The 16,929-nt window shown below is 70.5% G+C and carries 11 protein-coding genes; 6 read left to right on the top strand and 5 right to left on the bottom strand.

The genetic code is table 11. From position 1 onward, the window contains the following. From TX83_RS02615 to TX83_RS02600, 5 genes are all read left to right on the top strand, one after another. The coding region (locus tag TX83_RS02615; RefSeq protein ID WP_141233309.1) for a DUF418 domain-containing protein at positions 1 to 692 on the top strand (692 nt) is incomplete at its 5' end. Positions 693 to 888: 196 nt separating this feature from the next. Continuing rightward, entirely contained in the window at positions 889 to 2,154 is a 1,266-nt protein-coding gene (locus TX83_RS02610; RefSeq protein ID WP_064746356.1) for an HlyD family secretion protein, read from the top strand. Then, positions 2,151 to 4,304 (top strand): peptidase domain-containing ABC transporter, encoded by a 2,154-nt coding sequence (locus tag TX83_RS02605; RefSeq protein WP_075574949.1) that lies wholly within the window; start codon positions 2,151 to 2,153, stop codon positions 4,302 to 4,304. The genes TX83_RS02610 and TX83_RS02605 overlap by 4 nt, the downstream gene beginning before the upstream one ends. A 78-nt stretch (positions 4,305 to 4,382) precedes the next feature. Then, positions 4,383 to 4,559: a hypothetical protein gene (locus tag TX83_RS23145; RefSeq protein WP_186442497.1), complete on the top strand. Its 177-nt coding sequence runs from the start codon at positions 4,383 to 4,385 to the stop codon at positions 4,557 to 4,559. 158 nt (positions 4,560 to 4,717) lie between these two features. Then, a complete protein-coding gene (locus TX83_RS02600; RefSeq protein WP_064746355.1) occupies positions 4,718 to 5,839 on the top strand; it encodes a hypothetical protein in 1,122 nt (373 codons plus the stop codon). A gap of 105 nt (positions 5,840 to 5,944) precedes the next feature. Here the strand turns inward: TX83_RS02600 and TX83_RS02595 are convergent, their stop codons facing one another. The 4 genes from TX83_RS02595 to TX83_RS02580 form a co-directional block, all read right to left on the bottom strand. Continuing rightward, a complete protein-coding gene (locus tag TX83_RS02595) occupies positions 5,945 to 6,349 on the bottom strand; it encodes a DUF3224 domain-containing protein (RefSeq protein ID WP_064746354.1) in 405 nt (134 codons plus the stop codon). Positions 6,350 to 6,618: 269 nt separating this feature from the next. Continuing rightward, positions 6,619 to 13,029, bottom strand: coding sequence for an autotransporter domain-containing protein (locus TX83_RS02590; protein ID WP_141233308.1), 6,411 nt, complete (start codon positions 13,027 to 13,029; stop codon positions 6,619 to 6,621). Positions 13,030 to 13,498: 469 nt separating this feature from the next. Continuing rightward, entirely contained in the window at positions 13,499 to 13,924 is a 426-nt protein-coding gene (locus TX83_RS02585) for an organic hydroperoxide resistance protein (RefSeq protein WP_064746352.1), read from the bottom strand. Between the two features lie 185 nt (positions 13,925 to 14,109). Then, positions 14,110 to 14,577, bottom strand: coding sequence for a MarR family winged helix-turn-helix transcriptional regulator (locus TX83_RS02580; protein ID WP_064746351.1), 468 nt, complete (start codon positions 14,575 to 14,577; stop codon positions 14,110 to 14,112). Between the two features lie 262 nt (positions 14,578 to 14,839). On the opposite strand from TX83_RS02580, the gene TX83_RS02575 reads away from it, so the two are divergent. Then, positions 14,840 to 15,946 (top strand): serine hydrolase domain-containing protein, encoded by a 1,107-nt coding sequence (locus TX83_RS02575; protein WP_075574948.1) that lies wholly within the window; start codon positions 14,840 to 14,842, stop codon positions 15,944 to 15,946. A 270-nt stretch (positions 15,947 to 16,216) separates the two neighbouring features. Here the strand turns inward: TX83_RS02575 and TX83_RS02570 are convergent, their stop codons facing one another. Further along, on the bottom strand, positions 16,217 to 16,921 hold the full coding sequence (locus TX83_RS02570; RefSeq protein ID WP_315851248.1) for a M15 family metallopeptidase: 705 nt from the start codon (positions 16,919 to 16,921) through the stop codon (positions 16,217 to 16,219). Positions 16,922 to 16,929: the final 8 nt, after the last annotated feature.

Genomic DNA, 16,929 nt, shown 5'->3' with positions numbered 1-16,929 from the left:
CCGACCCGGCGGCCGCCGCAGCGGCGGCGCAGGCCAATCTGGCCGGCTTCACCGGCGCTCCGGCCACGGTGATCGCCCAGCGCAGCCGCGAACTCGCCTCGACCGGCGTTCTGCTCGGCCTGCTGCAGGCGCCCTGCGCCTTGGCGATGTTCCTGTGCGGGCGAGTCGCGGGACGCCGCCAGCTGCTGGCCCGCCCCGACCGATACCGGCGTTTGCTGCGGCGGATGCGTGCGCTGGGCCTGCGCTACGGCCTGCCGGCGGCGGCGCTGTACGCCGGCATTGCGGTCTGGCAGCCGGGCGGAGCGCTGGAACTGTTCGCGCTGGCCTTGTGCGTGCTCACCGCGCCGCTGTTGAGCGCGGCCTATCTGGCCTGGGCCGTGGCCGCCTTCGCCACCCGCGGCGGCGCGCGCGCCGCGGCCCTGCTGGCCCCGACCGGACGCATGGCGCTGTCCAATTACCTGTTGCAATCGCTGGTGTGCGCGCTGGTGTTCAGCGGTTACGGACTGGGCCTGATGGGGCGCGTCTCGCCGCTGGGCGGGGCGATCTTCGCCATCGCCTTGTTCGGCGCGCAGCTGCGCTTCAGCCGCTGGTGGCTGCAACGCCGCGCCTACGGCCCGGTGGAATGGTTGCTGCGCGCGATCACCCTGGGCGCCTGGCCGCGGCGACGCGGCCCGGCCTACGAGCCGCACTGACGCGCTGCGATGAACCGGCGCCGGCGCGGCTGTAAAACCGTGACCGTCATCGTGCCGCGGCTCTGGCGGCGCCGCCGCGCCATGTCCCACACTCAGCGCCCGACCCTTCGCGGCAGGAGACACGCAACCGCTCGTGATCGTCCGTTTACCCGCTCTCGCCCGCGTCGCCGCGCTGCCGCCCTCGGACTGAACCGGCATGCACGAAGACTTGTTCCGCGCCGAAGCGCTGGATGCGCGCCGGCAACGCTGGCTCGGCCGGATCGGCTTGCCGGTGTCGCGCCTGGGCACGGCGATGGCCGCGCTGGCGGCGGCCCTGCTGCTGAGCCTGGTGGCGCTGTTCGGCTTCGGCCGCTACACCCGCACCGAGCGCGCCGAAGGCGTGCTCGTGCCCCGCGACGGCTTGCTCGCCGTGACCTCGCCCGCCACCGGCACCCTGCTGCGGGCCGCGGTCGCCGAAGGCCAATCGGTGCGCCGCGGCGAAACGTTGCTGGAGATTTCCACCGAACTCGACAGCCCGGCGTTGCGCGCGGGCATCGGCGCGGCGGTCGGTGCCGGGCTGGCCGAACAACGCACCCGCCTGCTCGCCGATCGCGATGCGCTGGAGCGCGATCGCGGCACCGAGCAAGCCAATCTCGATCAGCGCCTGGCCGCGTCGGCGCAGCGCATCGAATTGGCGCAGGCCCAGCTCGCCCTGCGCCGCGAACAGGCCGCGCAAGCGCAACGTCTGGCCAAGCAAGTCGCGCCGCTGCGCGGCGACAAACTGCTCAGCGACGTGCAATGGCAGCAGTACCGCGACACCCTGGCCGAGGCGCAAGCGCGGGTGCAGGCCGCACAACGCGAGCACCTGGACGCCCTACGCGAACGCGCCGACGCGCAGGCCGAACGACAGCGCCTGCCGCTGCGACTGAGCGAACGGCGCAACCGGATCGAACGCGAGCTGGCCGACGTCGCCCAGGACGACGCCCGCAACGAAGGCCGACGCCGGCTCGCGGTGCTGGCGCCGCGCGACGGCCGCGTCTCCGGCCTGGCCCTGGTCGAAGGCCAAACGGTCGCGCCCGGTCAACGCCTGCTGAACCTGTTGCCGCCGCAGGCGCCGTTGCTGGCCGAGCTGTGGGTACCGGACCGGGCGATCGGCCTGATCGCGCCCGGCACCGCGGTGCGCCTGCGCTACCGCGCGTTTCCTTACCAGCGTTACGGCGTGCACGGCGGACGCGTGGTGGAAATCGCGCGCGGCGCGCTGTCGCCGGAGGAAGTCCGCGCGCGCAGCGGGCTGCGCATCGAAGCGCCGGCCTGGCGGGTGCTGGTCGCGCTGGATCGGCAACGGATCGGCCGGCACGCGCTGCAGGCGCAGATGCGGGTCGACGCCGAACTGGTGCTGGAACGCCGGCGCTTGTACGAGTTCGTATTCGCGCCGCTGGCGACGGCGGCGGCCCGCGATGCGTTCGCGGAGCCGCAGCCATGAGCGCGCGCGCCTTGCCGGTGATCCAGCAGAACGAGCTGGCCGAATGCGGTCTGGCCTGTCTGGCGATGATCGCGATCCACCACGGCCACGACCTCGATCTGGCCAGCCTGCGCCGGCGCTTTCCGGTGTCGCCGCGCGGCGCCACCTTGGCCCGGCTGATCAAGACCGCCGGCGCGCTGGGCCTCGACAGCCGGCCGCTGCGGGCCGAGATCGAGCACCTGTCCGGCCTGCGCCTGCCCTGCATCCTGCATTGGGACCTCAATCATTTCGTCGTGCTCAAGCGCATCGTGGGCGACCGGGTCGAACTGCACGATCCGGCGATCGGCGCCAGGACGCTGTCGCTGGCCGAGTTCGGCCGCCATTACACCGGCATCGCCCTGGAGCTGAGCCCGCGCGCCGATTTCGCGCCGATGCGCGAGCGCCGCCGGCTGAGCCTGTCGGCGCTGGCCGGCCGCGTCGACGGCCTACGCCGCGCCGGCGCACAGGTGCTGGTCCTGGCCCTGTGCCTGGAAGCCTTCACCCTGCTGTTGCCGCTGGCGATGCAGTGGGTGCTGGACCGGGTCCTGGTCGCCGCCGACGTCGACTTGCTGCACCTGCTCGGCGCCGGTTTCCTGACCGTGGTCGTGTTCCAGTCGGCGCTGACCGCCATGCGCGGCTGGTTGATCGCCGACCTCGGCGCGGCGCTGAATTCGCAATGGCTGGCGAACCTGTTCGGCCACCTGCTGCGCCTGCCGCTGGATTTCTTCGAGAAGCGCCACGTCGGCGGAGTCATGTCGCGCTTCGTCTCGGTGCAGGCGATCCAGCAGACCCTGACGGGCAGCTTCGTCGAAAGCCTGCTCGACGGCCTGACCGTGGCCCTGGTGCTGGCCCTGCTGCTGTTCTACAGCCCGCCGCTGACCGCGCTGGTGCTGGCCGCGTTCGCGCTCTACGCCGCCCTGCGCTGGCTGGCGTTCCGGCGCCTGCGGCGGCTCAAGGAAGAGCAGCTGATCCAGGTCGCGCAGCAGCAGAGCCTGCTGATCGAGTCGATCCAGGGCGTGCAGACCATCAAGCTCGGCAACCAGCAGGAAGAACGCCGCGCGCGCATCGCCAACGCGGCGGTCGAGGTCGCCCGGCGCGAAGCCGCGATCGGCCGCACCAACGCCGCCTTCGGCGCGCTCTCCAAGCTGGTGTTCGGCGCCCAGCGCGTACTGCTGATCTGGGTCTGCGCCTGGCTGACCCTGCAGGGCCGCTTCAGCGCCGGCATGATGGTGGTGTTCGTCGCCTACGCCGACTTGTTCGCGACCCGCACCGGCAGCCTGATCGACAAGCTGGTCGACCTGCGCCTGCTGGGCCTGCACGGCCAGCGCATCGCCGACATCGCCCTGGAACCGCCGGAGCCGCAGGTGCATACCGACTACGCCGGGCCGGCGCCGGCGCCGCGGATCGAAGTGCGCGGCGTCAGCTTCCGCTACGCCGACGACGAACCCTGGATCCTGCGCGACTGCAGTTTCACCATCGAAGACGGCGAATCGGTCGCCATCGTCGGCCCCTCCGGCTGCGGCAAGACCACCCTGGCCAAGCTGATCCTCGGGCTGCTGCGGCCCAGCGCCGGCACCATCCTGATCGGAGGCGTCGACATCCACCGCTACGGCCTGGCGGCCTACCGCGACCGCTTCGGCGCGGTGATGCAGGAAGACGTGCTGTTCGCCGGCTCGATCGGCGAGAACATCGCCGGCTTCGACAGCGCCGCCGAGCCGCAGCGGATCGAAGCCGCCGCCCGCGCCGCGCGCATCCACGACGACATCGCGGCGATGGCGATGGGCTACGAGTCGCTGGTCGGCGACCTGGGCTCGTCGCTGTCGGGCGGACAGAAGCAGCGCGTGCTGCTGGCTCGCGCGCTTTACCGCCAGCCCTCGATCCTGCTGCTCGACGAAGCCACCAGCCACCTCGACGTCGGCCGCGAACACGAGATCAATCGCGAGATCGCCGCGTTGCGCATCACCCGCATCGTCATCGCCCACCGTCCCGACACCATCCGCAGCGCCGACCGCGTGGTGTCGCTGCGCGACGGCGGATGCGAACAATTTGAAACATCTCTTTACACCTTGCCGAACCTGTCGCGTATTCAGGGTGAAACTGCGATCACGATTAGCAAACCGCGTGTTTCATAGTTGCTAGGATCGATGCCCACGCCGATGCCGGGACGGCGTTTCATCTTCCTGGCAATCAACGATTCAGGAGAACGCTGCATGAGCAAGCAAGACGTGAATCGCAACAACGAAACCGTGCGCCCGCTGGCTCGCGTCGCCGCGCGCGAACTGTCGCTGGAAGAGATCGCCGCCATCTCGGGCGGCAAGGGCGACACCACCCACGCCACCGGCCCGAACGGCGACGACCCGGGCGATCCGGACGACGGCGCGGTCTGAGCGCATCGTCCCAACCGATGAAACACGCATGACCCACGCTGCGGCGGACTCGCGTGCGAGCGACGCGCGCGGAAACCTCAGCGCCCCGTCATGACGCCGCACGCCCCGCTGGTCGGGGCGTGCGTTTTTTCGAAATCGATCTTTCCGTCTCCACGCCGATGACCGCTTTTCGCACGCCGCTGATTCTTTCCTCGCTGGCCCACGACATCCACGCCTCAGCCGCGCGCTGGGCGCTGCGCGCCAGCGGCCTCGACGCGCTCTGGGCCGGCTCGCTGGCCGAGCCCGAGCTCGGTCCGATGTCGCTGCACTGCGACCCCGATCTCGGCCTGCGCAGCAGCGGCGCGCTCGATCACGAGCGCATCGGCGCGACCTGGTATCGGCGCCCGCGCAATCCCGAACACTTCCCGCGCGCCCATCGCAGCGACGAGCCGTTCCTGCGCGGCGAATGGGGACGCTTTCTCAAGAACCTCTACGCCCTGACCGATACCGGCGCCGATCGGCTGTGGATCAACCGTCCGACTTGCGCGGCCATGGCCGAGAACAAGCTGGTGCAATTGCGCGCCGCACATCGCTGCGGCTTGCGCTTTCCGGCCACGCTGGTGTCGCACGATCCCGACGAGATCCGCCGCTTCGTCGCGCGCCATGGCCGGGTGGTGTACAAGCCGTTCATGACCCATACCTGGCAGGACGCCGAAAGCGGGCGCATGTTCAGCACTTACGCGCGCATCGTCGAGGCGGCCATGCTCGACGACGACCAGAGTTTGCTGCATTGCCCCGGCATCTATCAGGTCTACGTCGAAAAACGCTGCGACCTGCGCGTGACCGCGATCGGCGACCGCTATTTCGCCGCACGCCTGCATTCCTCCCAGGACGACGGCGTGGTCGACTGGCGCGCACGCCAGGCGGTCGGCGGCCTGCGCGCCGAACCCGGCGACTTGTCCGCCGCCGATCAGGCCAAACTGGCCGCGTTGATGCGCGAGTTGGGCCTGGTGTTCGGTTGCATCGACCTGGCGATCGACGCCGACGGCGAGGCGCATTTCCTCGAAGTCAACCAGGCCGGCCAGTTCCTGTTCGTCGAAGACCTGCTGCCCTCGCTGCCGCTGTTGCGCGCGATGAGCGCGATGCTGGCCGAGGGGCGGCCGGACTATTCGCTGGCGACCATCGCGCCGGTGTCCTACGCCGCCTACTGCGCCAGCGATGAACACCGCGCCTGGTGGGCGCAGGCCAGCGAAACCCTGCAGAACCGCAATCCGGCCGCGGCCGGCATCAGCCTGGAGTAATCGTCCGTTCCCGCCTCAGCGGGCGCGATCCCCAGCGCCCTTTTCGGAGGACATAGCGCTCCGGGCGCGCGACGCGGCACAAGGGCTTCGCGCGACGCCTTTCAGTCAGGCGTCGTCCGGCAAGGCGTACTCGAAGCGATAGAAATGCGCCCCGCCCTCGCGCACGTCGATGCTCATGCGGCCGCTGAGACCGAGCAACGCGTCGGTGCCCGAGTCCGGCACCACCGTGATGCTGAGATCGGGCGTTCCGCGGTCCATCACTCCGCGATGCAGCAACAGAAAGCTGCCGCTGCGCCCGTCGAGAACCCCCTGGACTTTCTCCAGCGCGACATAGCCGGCCGAGCCCTGCACCGCGGTTCCGCCCGCCAGCATTTCGCCGCGACTGGCCGCGTCGAGCGGACCATGGAAGCGCTTGTCGATCGCCATGCGCCCGAACTGGCCTGCCGCCGCATCGTGCAACGGTTGCGGGCTGAGCTTGACCTCGAACGGGCCTTCGGCCGTGCGGTTCATGGGCGATCCGGTAGTGGCGGAAGCCTGCGCTCATGTCGCATGCGATGCGCGCCGGCGACACACGATGCCACGTCGCGCCGCCGCCGGCGAGCCCCTTGCATTGAACCGGCCATTGCCCGCGCACGATCCCGGTCGCAGAGCCCCCCGCTCCCGCCAATCCCAATCCCCAATCCCCAACCCAGCCAAAAGCAAAGGCGACTACCGGCTCCGGTCCAGCGTACCGGAACCGGTAGCGCCACCCTCTCCGCCGCGGGTGCATCGACCCGGATTCAGTGGCTGCGGGCCGAAGCCTCGTCGCACCCGGCGGCAGACAGGGGCACCGCGCCCGACGGAGGGGCGGGCGACGGTGTGCGTGCGGCGAGCCGCGCCGGCGCGCGGCGGGGCTTCGCCTTGCTCGATGTGCCGCGCGAGGCGACACGGTGGGTCTTGCTCAACGGCTTGGCGCCGCGAGGCTTGGCCTTGGCGACCGGCCGGCTCGCCGGCTTGGCGACGGGACGCGCCGGGCATGCGCCGCCGGGCGAGCGACTCGCCGGCGTCGCATCGGCGCTCGCCGGTGCCGCAGCGGCAGCCGCCCCGGTCGCGCCCGCAGCGGCGGCGTTCGCGCCGCGCGCACCGGCGTGGCCCGGGGAGGAAACGTCGGCTTCGCTGGTGGGCGAAACCGGCGCTGTCGCGCGTGGCGCCGTTCTCTCCGCCGCGCGCACCGGTACAGAGGTCGAAGGCTCGGTCGCCGGCGCGAGCGCAGTTCCTGCGCTTGCTGCGGAGTCCGCGCTCGCCGCGCTCGCGACCGCCACCGGCGCCGGCCGTGCCGCGGCCATCGCCGGCGTGCCGCCCCAGCCCAGGCGCAGGCCGAGGTTGAGCGAGTGCGCGCGGTCGTCGCTGCCGATGTCGCCGCGGTACTCGACGAAACCGCTGCCGAACCGGCTCAGGCGATAGTTCAGTCCGAGACCGACATTCCAGCGATTGCGCTCGGCGACGAAACCGCGCACGCCGAAGTCGGGCACGCTGGCGCCGACAAAGGCGTTGCGCGCCAGCGGCGCATCGTCCTGCAGATCGTGCAGGTAGCGCAGGTCCGCGGTCGGCTGCCAACGCCGCGCCTGCCCGGACGCCATCGACAAGCGCACGCCGACGCCGGCCGTGGCGACATCGTAACTGGCAGCGGCGACCTCGAGGTTCGCGTCGCCGGCACCGCGCTCGCGCAGCCGGATCGATTCGAACTTGTGGTAGTACACGCCCAGCAAGGGCTCGACCCGAACGCTGCCGCCGTCCCAGCGCCAACCCGCTTCGACCGCGGCATAGGCGCCGTCGCCGCTGAAATGCGCGTCGCTGCGCGCGTTGAAGGTGCCGACCGCGATCTCGCGCTCGGCATCGTAGCTGGCGTAGCTGTAGCCGACCGCGCCCTGGGTCCAGAAGCCGCCCGGCGCGTACAGCCAGTGGACGCCGACATTGAACTGATCGCCGTCGATGCGGTCGTCGCGGCGCTCGGTTTCCAACCTGGAATGCGCCAGGCCGATGTGGCCGCCGAAGCGGAACGCGTCGCCCGGCGAACCTTCCAGGCCGAACAGTACGCCGGCAAGACGGTTGTCGATCCCGGCCAGGCCGTCGCCGTCGAACTCGGCGCGGCCGCCGTAACCGGTGACCCACACGGTGCCGAGACTGCGTTCGTCCTCGATGCCGAAGTCGCGGATCAGGTCCAGTTGGCGCGTCACCCCCCGCTGCAGTTGCTCGGCGTTGTAGCGTTGCGCACTCGCCAGCGAGGCATAGGTCTCGCCGCTGAGGGTATCGAACGCACGCGGCGCCTGCGCCGCGCTGAGGCCGCGCGCGGCGGCGATCAGAGTCGGCAGTTGGCCGCTGTCGGCATCGGCGATCGCCTGCAACGCGTCGGCCACCGCCTGCTGGTTGTCGCTCAAGCCGGGGAACTGGTTGAAACGAATGCCCGTGCCGCCGGCGTCGTGCTCGCTCAGGCGCAGGAACACGTCGCTGCCGATCGTGACCAACGCCGCATCGAGGAAAGGCAAGGCGGTCTGGACCACGCCGGCGAAGGCGCCGCTGATCGCGCCGGCGTCGACGATGCGGTAATCGGTGATCGACGCATAGCTGCCCGGCTGCGGAATCGCCACCACCTGGCCGCCGCTCAAGCTCGCGGTGCCCGCCACGATCACGCTGTCGGTGGCGCCGGCGCCGTTCTGCCGCACCTGCAGGACGCCGCCCGGACTGAAGCTCAGGCTGGCGACGTTGAGTGACGCGCCGACCGAGGCGCTGCCGCCCGCCGCTCCGGTCGCTCCGGCCAGACCGGAAGGCGCCAGCGTGCCGCCGAGCGTCAGCGCGCCGGTCAGCGCGCCATCCCCAACGAGTGCGCCGCCGGCGAGCACGGCGGCGTTGCCGGTCAAGGTGCCGTCGAGCACCAGGTTGCCGGCGATGGAACTGTCGACGAAGTGGGCGGTGCTGGCCGCAGCCAGCACCAGGGTGCCGCCGCTGGCGACGTCGAGTTGTTCGAAGCCGCTCAGCGAGGCCGCGGGCAACGTGCCCTGGCCGCCGCCGCCGACGGCGAAGGTGTCGCTGCCGGCGCCCGCGGCGACGCTGCCGGTCAGGCCGGACAACAACGCCAGGCTGCTGTAGTAGCGATCGTCGCCGCCGCCCAGGTCGACCGTGCCGGCGACCGCGCCGGTGGCGCTGAGCCGGTCGTTGCCGGCGCTGAAGCTGGCGCTGGTGCCGGCCGCGGAGGTGAAGCCGGCGACGATCGGATGGGCGACGGCGAGCGCGCCGCCCTGCAGCGACAGGCCGCCGCCGAATCCGACCAGGCTGCCGGACAGGGTCAGCGCGGCCGGGCCCGACTTGATCAGGGTACCGCTGCCGCTGATCGTACCGCTGAGATTGAGCGGATTGCTGCCGGTCACGTTGAGCGCAGTGCCGGCGGCCACGTCGACCGCATTGGCCACGTTCAAGCCCGCGACCGCGGCGCTGAGGCTGGCGTTGCCGCTCACCGCCAAGGTGCCGGTGCCGAGCGCGGCATTGCTGCCGATCGCCAGGGTGCCGGCGCTGAGGTTCACCCCGCCGCCGAAGGCGTTGGCGCCGCTCAGGATCAGGGTGCCGGTGCCCGAGTACGCCAGGCCGCCGGCGCCGCCGATGGTGCCGCTCAAACCCAGGTCGTTGCTGCCGGCGATCGCCAGTTCGGCTCCCGCGGCCAGGGTGATCGCATTGCCCAGGGTCACCCCGGCGGCGCTGGCGCTCAGACCGGCGTCGCCGCCGACCGCGAGCGTGCCGGTGCCGAGCGCGAGCGAATCGCCGACCGCCAGCGCGCCCGAGTTCAGGGCTACGCCACCGCCGAAGTTGTTCGCCGCGCTGAGGCTCAACGTGCCGGTGCCGTTCATCGCCAACGCGCCGGCGCCGCCGATCGTGCCGTCGAGGGCGAGGCCGTTGCTGCCGACGACGGCGAGCGTGGAGCCGGCGCCGAGGTTGACCGCGTTGGCCAGCTCGATGCCGGCGGTAGTCGCACTCAACTGCGCGCTGCCGCCGACGTTGAGGCTGCCGCTGCCGAGGGCCAGATCGTTGCCGACCGCGAGCATGCCGCCGCCGAGCGCGACGCCGCCGGCGAAGCCGTTGGCGCCGCTCAGGCTCAGGGTCGACGGTCCGTTGAAACTCAACCCGCCGCTGCCGCCGATCGCGCCGCTCAGGGTCAGATCGTTGCTACCGGCGATGCTCAGGCCGGCGTTAAGCACGATCGCATTGCCGACGTTCAACGGCGCCGACGCAGCCAGGGTCGAGGCGCCACTGACGGTCAGCGTTCCGCTGCCGAGCGAGCTCGACTGCGCCAGCGCCAAGGTGCCGGCCTGCAGGTCGACGCCGCCGGCGAACAGGTTGGCGCCGCCCAGCGACAAAGTGCCGCTGCCGCTCTTGATCAGGCCGCCATCGCCGGCGACGGTGCCGTTCAAGCTCAGGTCGGCGCTGCCGCCCAGGTTCAGCGCGGCGCCGCTGGCGAGGTTGACCGCATTGGTCAGGGTCAACGCGGCGCCGGTGCTGGCGAGCCCGGCGTTGCCGGCGACGTTGAGCGCGCCGGTGCCGAGCGAACTGTCGGTGCCGAGCAGCAGGTTGCCGCCGGACAGGGTCAGGCCGCCGCCGAAGTTGTTCGCCCCGCCCAGGGTCAGGCTGGCGCTGCCGGCGTAGGCCAGCGCGCCGGCGCCGCCGATCGGGCCGTTGAGCGCCAGCGCGTTGGCGCCGCCGATGGTCAACGTGGTGCCGCTGGCGAGATCGACCGTGTTGCCCAGCGCTACGCCGGGCACGCCGGCGCTGAGCCCGGCGTTGCCGAGCACGCTCAGCGTGCCGCTGCCGAGGGCGAGGTTGTTGCCGACCGACAGGTTGCCACTGGCCAGGTCGACGCCGCCGCCGAAGGTGTTGGGACCGTTGAGCGCGAGCGTACCGGTGCCGTTGTAGCTCAACCCGGCGCCGCCGGAGACCAGGCCGCCGAGGGCGATGTCGTTGCCGCCGCCGACCGCGAGGTCGGCGTTGAGCGCGACCGCATTGCCGAGATTGACACCGGCGCTGGCGCTGAGGCTGGACGCGCCGTTGACGGTCAGCGCGCCCAGGCCCAGCGAGGTGCCGGTGCCGACGCTCAAGCCGCCGCCGAGCAGGTTGACCCCGCCGGCGAAGCTGTTGGCGCCGCCCAGGCCCAGCGTCGCCGCACCGCTCTTGGTCAGGCCGCCGAGGCCGCCGATGGTGCCGTTGAGGCTGAGGTTGTTGCTGCCGAGCACGCTCAGTCCGGCGTTGAGGTTGAAGTTGTTGGTCAGACTGACCGCGGCATTCGCATCGAGGCTGCCGGCGCCGCTCACCGTGACCGCGCCGGTGCCGAGCGCGGTGTTGCTGCCGACCACCAGGGCGCCGCCGCCGAGATTGAATCCGCCGGAGAAATTGTTGCTGCCATTGAGGGTCAGCCCTGGCGCGCCGGCCAGGCTCATGCCGCCGGCGCCGCTGACGGTGCCGTTGAGGGTCAGCGCGCCGCCTCCGCCGCCGGCGCCGAAGTTGAGGGTGTTGTTGAGCACGATGTTGTTGCCCAGCGCCACTCCGGCCGCGCCGGTCAGGCTGCCGGCGCCGTTGACGGTCAGGTTGCCGATGCCGAGCGCGCCGCTGTTGCCGACATCGATCGAACCGGCCTGCAGCACGGTGCCGCCGCTGTAGTTGTTGCTGCCGGTCAGGGCCAGGTTGCCGCTGGCGAGGGTCAGGCTGCCGGCGCCGTTGACGTTGCCGCTCAGGGTCAAACTGCCGGCGCCGTTGAGGGTCAGCGCGCCGTTGAGCTGGACTTGGTTGGTCAGCGTCCCGGTGAAGGCGGTATTGAGCGCGGCCGGGCCGCCGACCAGGAACAGGCCGGTGCCGAGCGAACTGGCGTTGCCCAAGGTCAGGCCGCCGCCGTTGAGCGCCAGGCCGCCGCTGAAATTATTGCTGCCGGCCAGGGTCAGGGTGCCGGCGCCGTTCTTGATCAGGCCGCCGCCGCCGCTGACCGTGCCGCCCAGGGTCAGGCTGTTGCCGCCCTGCACGATCAGGCCGCCGGTGAGATTGACGCTCTGGCCGAGGGTCAGTCCGCCGACCGAGGCCTGGATCGCCCCGCCGTTGCCGGTCAGGGTGCCGGCACCGAACGACAGCGCGTCGTCGAAGATCGCCGTGCCGCCGTTGAGCGTCGCGCTGCCGCTGACCAGCGCGCCCTGCAGGCTCCAGGTGCCGCTGTTGACGGTCAGGTTTTCGAAGTTGAGGTATTGCAAGGCCGACGCCGTACCGCTGCCGCCGCTGCCCGAACCGGGCCCGGCGACGGTGTTCTGGAGCACCAGCGTGTCCAGGCCGCCGATGCCGGCGTCGACGGTGCCACCGGCGGCATAGGTCAGAAAGCTGACCGGCACCGAAGGGGTCGGAATGGTGACGCCCGGCAGCGGCACCAGGCCGCCGTTGATGCTGGAGCCGGTCACCGCGACGAAGGTGTCGTTGCTGAGCGTGGTGCCGAGCGAAACGCTGCCGTTGATGGTGCCGGCGTTGACGAAGACGTTGCCGCCGCTGGTGGGGCTGGAGAACGCCACCCGGCCGGTGATGGTGCCGGTGTTGGTGAAGTTGACGTTGCCGCCGCCGTAGACGCCGACCGCGATCGAGTTGATCGGATCGAACAGTCCCAGCGCGCTCATGCCGATGCTGCCGGTGTTGTTGATCGTGGTGACGCCGGTATTGGCGATCACCATCGCAGCGCCGGCCAGGCCGAAGGTACCGTCGAAGGTGCCTTCGATGCTGCCCTGATTGTTGACGATGACGTTGCCGCTGCCGGGCACGACCAGATTGCCGATCGCCAGCGCCCGCGCCAGCACCAGCGAGCCGGCGGCGTTGGCGTCGATGGCGCCGAGGTTGTTGAGCGTCAGGCCGTTGCCGCCGAAGGTCATCGCGGTGCCGCCCGGCAGCGTGCTCATGATCGCGCCGGCCTGCACGGTGACGTCCAGATTGTTGGCATTGCTCAGGAAGCTGTTCGGATTGGGCGGCAGCAGGATCGGCACGCCGGTGCAGCTGACCGTGGCGCCGTCGGTGGGCGCGGCCGGCGTACAGGCGGCCTGGGCCTGGCCGGACCACAGTTGCAGGGCGAGCAGCATCGGGATCGCCTGGACGATGCCGAGGCTCAACGGATGCGGGCGAAAGCGGGCTGGGGCGCGTGCGGGCATATCCATTCCTCCGTTTTCCGAGCGGACACGGACGGGACGGCCGAAGGACGAGGACCTTCGCGGGGGAAACGCCCCACCCATGTCAGCAAGTCGCCGGGATGCGCCCGGCCGGAACCGACAACGACGAAATCGAAGACGAAAGCGGATCGACTGCGGATCGACGACGGAGATTGCGTTGGCTGCTGCGGTTGCCTGTTGGACGTTTCGAATGCCGCGGCGATCGTGAAGGAGTGCCCACCTCGCGGCCGCGATCTCGCCGCAGTGTATTCGCCGCGCGCTCGCACGAACTCACCGTCGCTCACCGGACCTGCACGCGGACTTCACGCCGAGGCCGCGATCGGCGCCGCGCCGGTCGCGCAGCGACCCCATCGTCGCTGCGCGGGACGCTCGAACGAAAGGCCCGGACGCTTGCGCGCCCGGGCCTTCGCTATTGCGCTGCGCCGTCCGGCTCGAACCGGACCGATGCAGGTCAGACCAGGGTCAAGGTCACGTCGATGTTGCCGCGGGTCGCGTTCGAGTACGGGCACACCCCATGGGCCTTTTCGATCAGCGCCTGCGCTTGCTCGCGCGGCAGGCCGGGCAGCGAGATCTTCAGCTCGGCCTGGATGCCGAAGCCGGTCGGCAGCGGACCGATGCCGACGCTGCCGTCGATCGACGCGTCGGCCGGAAACGCGATCTTCTCGCGGCCGGCGACGAACTTCATCGCGCCCATGAAGCAGGCCGAGTAGCCGGCAGCGAACAATTGTTCCGGATTGGTGCCGGCGCCGCCGGCGCCGCCCAGCTCGCGCGGCGTGCTCAACTGGACTTCCAGCGCATTGTCGGAGGAAACGGCGCGGCCGTCGCGGCCGCCGGTGACGTGGGCGTGTGCGGTGTAGAGAACGGTGTCGAGGGACATGGTAGGACTCCTTGGATCGGGATGAGTGGGAAGGAACGGTGTTGCGGCCTGAAATAAATAATTCGCTATTTGATAGCGCACTATTCTTTAAACGGAAGCGAACGGTCGGGAGCGGGAAATGGGTGCAGGGAAATGGGTGCAGGGAGACGGGTGCAGGGAACGGGAACGGCGAATGCAGGCCGGGCTCAGGCGTGGCGCAGCAGGCTCCCGCGCAGGCTTTCCAGTTGCGCTTTGAGCACGGTCAACTGCTCCAAGCTGCAATCTTCGACCGCGCAGGACATACCGGTCGGCACGCTCTGCGCCTTGGCCTTGAGTGCGCGGCCTTGCTTGCTCAACTCGATCACCACCAGGCGTTCGTCGCTGGCGGCGCGGGTGCGGGTCAGCAGGCCGGCCGCTTCCAGCCGCTTGAGCAACGGCGTCAAGGTCGCCGAATCCAGGAACAAGCGTTCGCCGATCTCCGAAACGGTGAGGCCGTCGCGCTCCCACAGCACCATCATCACCAGGTACTGCGGATAGGTCAGGCCGAGTTTGCCCAGCAGCTTGCGGTAGACCTTGTTCAGCGCCAGCCCGGTCGAGTAGAGGGCGAAGCAGAGCTGGTCGTCGAGCAGCAGGCTGGAGCGCGGCGGCTTGGCGGTGGCGAGGGCGGTTTTCATGGGTCGGCAATTTACATAGCGCGCTATTGAATAGCAAGCACTATCGCTGCACCGGACCGGACCGCAGCGTTCCAGGAACAGGGCGAATCCTGTCCGCTCCGCCCCAGGCCGGCGAGAGACAAAGGGACGGAAGGGGTTACGCCGCGGGCCTGCCCCCCACCGCCGCGCGATGCTGCGCACCGGCCGAGTCGTCGCGCGATTGCCGCGCGGGACCGCGACGACGGCACTTTCCGCGCGCCGCATCGCCCTGCACTATCGACCAATGCGAACGATATTTCTGTTGACCGCGGCGGTGGCCGCGTCGATCGGCGGTTGTTCCGCCGTCCCGAGCCGCGAGCCTGCAAGGCCCGCCGGCGATGCCGGCCGCGACGCGGCGGTCGCGGCGCTGATGCGCGACTATATCGGCCGCGTGCCCGGAGCCAGCGTGCTGGTGCTGCACGAGGGCCGTCCGCTGCTGCGGCGCGGCTACGGACTGGCGAATCTGGAAGCCGCGACCGCGGCAACGCCGCAGACGCATTACCGCCTGGCCTCGGTCAGCAAGCAGTTCACTTCCGCCGCGGTTTTGCTGCTGGCGGAAGACGGCAAATTGCGTCTGGACGACCCGATCAAGCGCTGGTTGCCCAGCCTGCCCGCGGCCTGCGATGCGATGACGATCCGGCAATTGCTCAGCCACACCTCGGGGCTGATCGATTACGAGGAGGTGATGCCGCACGGACGCTACGACGACGGCGAGCGCCAGATGCGCGACGCCGACGTGCTGCGGGTGCTGGAAGGCCAGAACCGTGCATATTTCGCTGCCGGCCGCGGCTACCATTACAGCAACAGTGGCTACGCGCTGCTCGCCTTGATCGTGGAGCAAGCCTCCGGCCGCCGCTACGCCGAGTTCCTGCGCGAACGCATTTTCCTGCCGCTGGGCATGCACGACGCGGTCGCCTACGAGCGCGGCGTGTCCGAGGTGGCGCATCGCGCCTACGGCTACAGTTTCGAGCAGGGACGTTGGCGCCGCACGGACCAGAGCCCAACCAGTGCCGTGCTCGGCGACGGCGGCGTCTACGCCTCGATCGACGACCTGGCCCGGTGGGACGCGGCGCTGTACGACGACCGTCTGCTCAGCGCGGCTTCGCGCCGGCTGGCCTTCGCGCCGCACACGCCGACCGACCAGGCCGAAGTCGAATACGGCTACGGCTGGCGCATCACCGGCGAGACGCTGTGGCATTCCGGCGAATCGATCGGCTTCCGCAACGTGTTCGTGCGCTGGCCGCAGCGCCGGCTCAGCGTGGCGGTGTTGAGCAACCGCAACGAGCCCGAGCCTTACCGGCTGGCGCTGAAGATCGCCGAGCTGTACCTGCCCGATGCACCGATCCACTAGCGTTCGATCACCAGGCAGCCGGGCTTCGGAAGCATGCGTGGTATCGCACCGCTTCGGTGGTCGCGGCTTACGCCGCTCCTACAAAAGCCGCCGCCCCTGTAGGAGCGGCGTGAGCCGCGACAGCCGCAGCGAGGTATGCGAGCGAAGCCGGCCGAAGCCCTGATCCGCGAGCGATCGGCAACCACACAACCGGAAAGCCGGGCTTCGGGAACGTACCTGGCATCGCACCGCTGCGGTGGTCGCGGCTCGCGCCGCTCCTACAGCCGTCCGCTAGCGCACCGGAAAATCGAACGCGGTCCGTGGGGTCGGTTCGGGGCGGTAGGTGTAATGCCACCACTCCAGCGGGTAGTTCTCGAAGCCTTCGGCGGCCATGGCCTGGCGCAAGCGGTCCCGATTGGCGCGTTGCTCCGGGCTCGCCTGCGGCGAATCGGTGTTCGCCGCCGGATCGAAGAAGTCGAAGCCGGTGCCCATGTCCAAGGGCGCATAGCGCCCGGCACGCGACGCAAGCAGGGTCAGGTCCACGGTCGCGCCGCGGCTGTGGCCGGAGGTCGGCGAGATGTAGTCGCCCAGCAGCGCGCTCTTGTCCAGGTGCGGATAGTATTCGGATTTGCCGCTCTGGTCGCCGAGATCGCCTGCCCACGCGACGAAATCGCGAACCGCTCGCACCGGCCGGTAGCAGTCGTAAACGCGCAGCCGCAGACCTTGCCCGCGCAAGCTGCGCTCGACCCGCGCCAGGGCCTGCGCGGCGCGCGCATGCAGATAGCAGGCCGGCGCCTCGTAACCCGTGACCGGTCGGCCGACGAAGTTGTCGGCGCCGGCGTAGCGGATGTCCAGCGACAGGTCGGGCACCAGCCGGCGGATCTCGATCAGGCCGGCGGATGCCGCATCGGTCGCCGGCGATACCGTCGGCGCGGCCGCCGTCCGCTGCGCCTGCGGCGAGCGCACCGCGGTCACGCAACCGATCAGCACCAGCAACGCACAGG

This window comes from Lysobacter antibioticus HS124 (assembly GCF_000336385.2).
GTDB lineage: Bacteria > Pseudomonadota > Gammaproteobacteria > Xanthomonadales > Xanthomonadaceae > Lysobacter > Lysobacter firmicutimachus.
Note: the sequence above shows the minus strand (reverse complement) of the source record. Positions and strands in the feature narration are given on the sequence as shown.

Coding starts and splice junctions, on each gene's coding strand:
- TX83_RS02610 (WP_064746356.1), top strand. CDS start 889: ATGCACGAAGACTTGTTCCGCGCCGAAGCGCTGGATGCGCGCCGGCAA.
- TX83_RS02605 (WP_075574949.1), top strand. CDS start 2,151: ATGAGCGCGCGCGCCTTGCCGGTGATCCAGCAGAACGAGCTGGCCGAA.
- TX83_RS23145 (WP_186442497.1), top strand. CDS start 4,383: ATGAGCAAGCAAGACGTGAATCGCAACAACGAAACCGTGCGCCCGCTG.
- TX83_RS02600 (WP_064746355.1), top strand. CDS start 4,718: ATGACCGCTTTTCGCACGCCGCTGATTCTTTCCTCGCTGGCCCACGAC.
- TX83_RS02595 (WP_064746354.1), bottom strand. CDS start 6,349: ATGAACCGCACGGCCGAAGGCCCGTTCGAGGTCAAGCTCAGCCCGCAA.
- TX83_RS02590 (WP_141233308.1), bottom strand. CDS start 13,029: ATGCCCGCACGCGCCCCAGCCCGCTTTCGCCCGCATCCGTTGAGCCTC.
- TX83_RS02585 (WP_064746352.1), bottom strand. CDS start 13,924: ATGTCCCTCGACACCGTTCTCTACACCGCACACGCCCACGTCACCGGC.
- TX83_RS02580 (WP_064746351.1), bottom strand. CDS start 14,577: ATGAAAACCGCCCTCGCCACCGCCAAGCCGCCGCGCTCCAGCCTGCTG.
- TX83_RS02575 (WP_075574948.1), top strand. CDS start 14,840: ATGCGAACGATATTTCTGTTGACCGCGGCGGTGGCCGCGTCGATCGGC.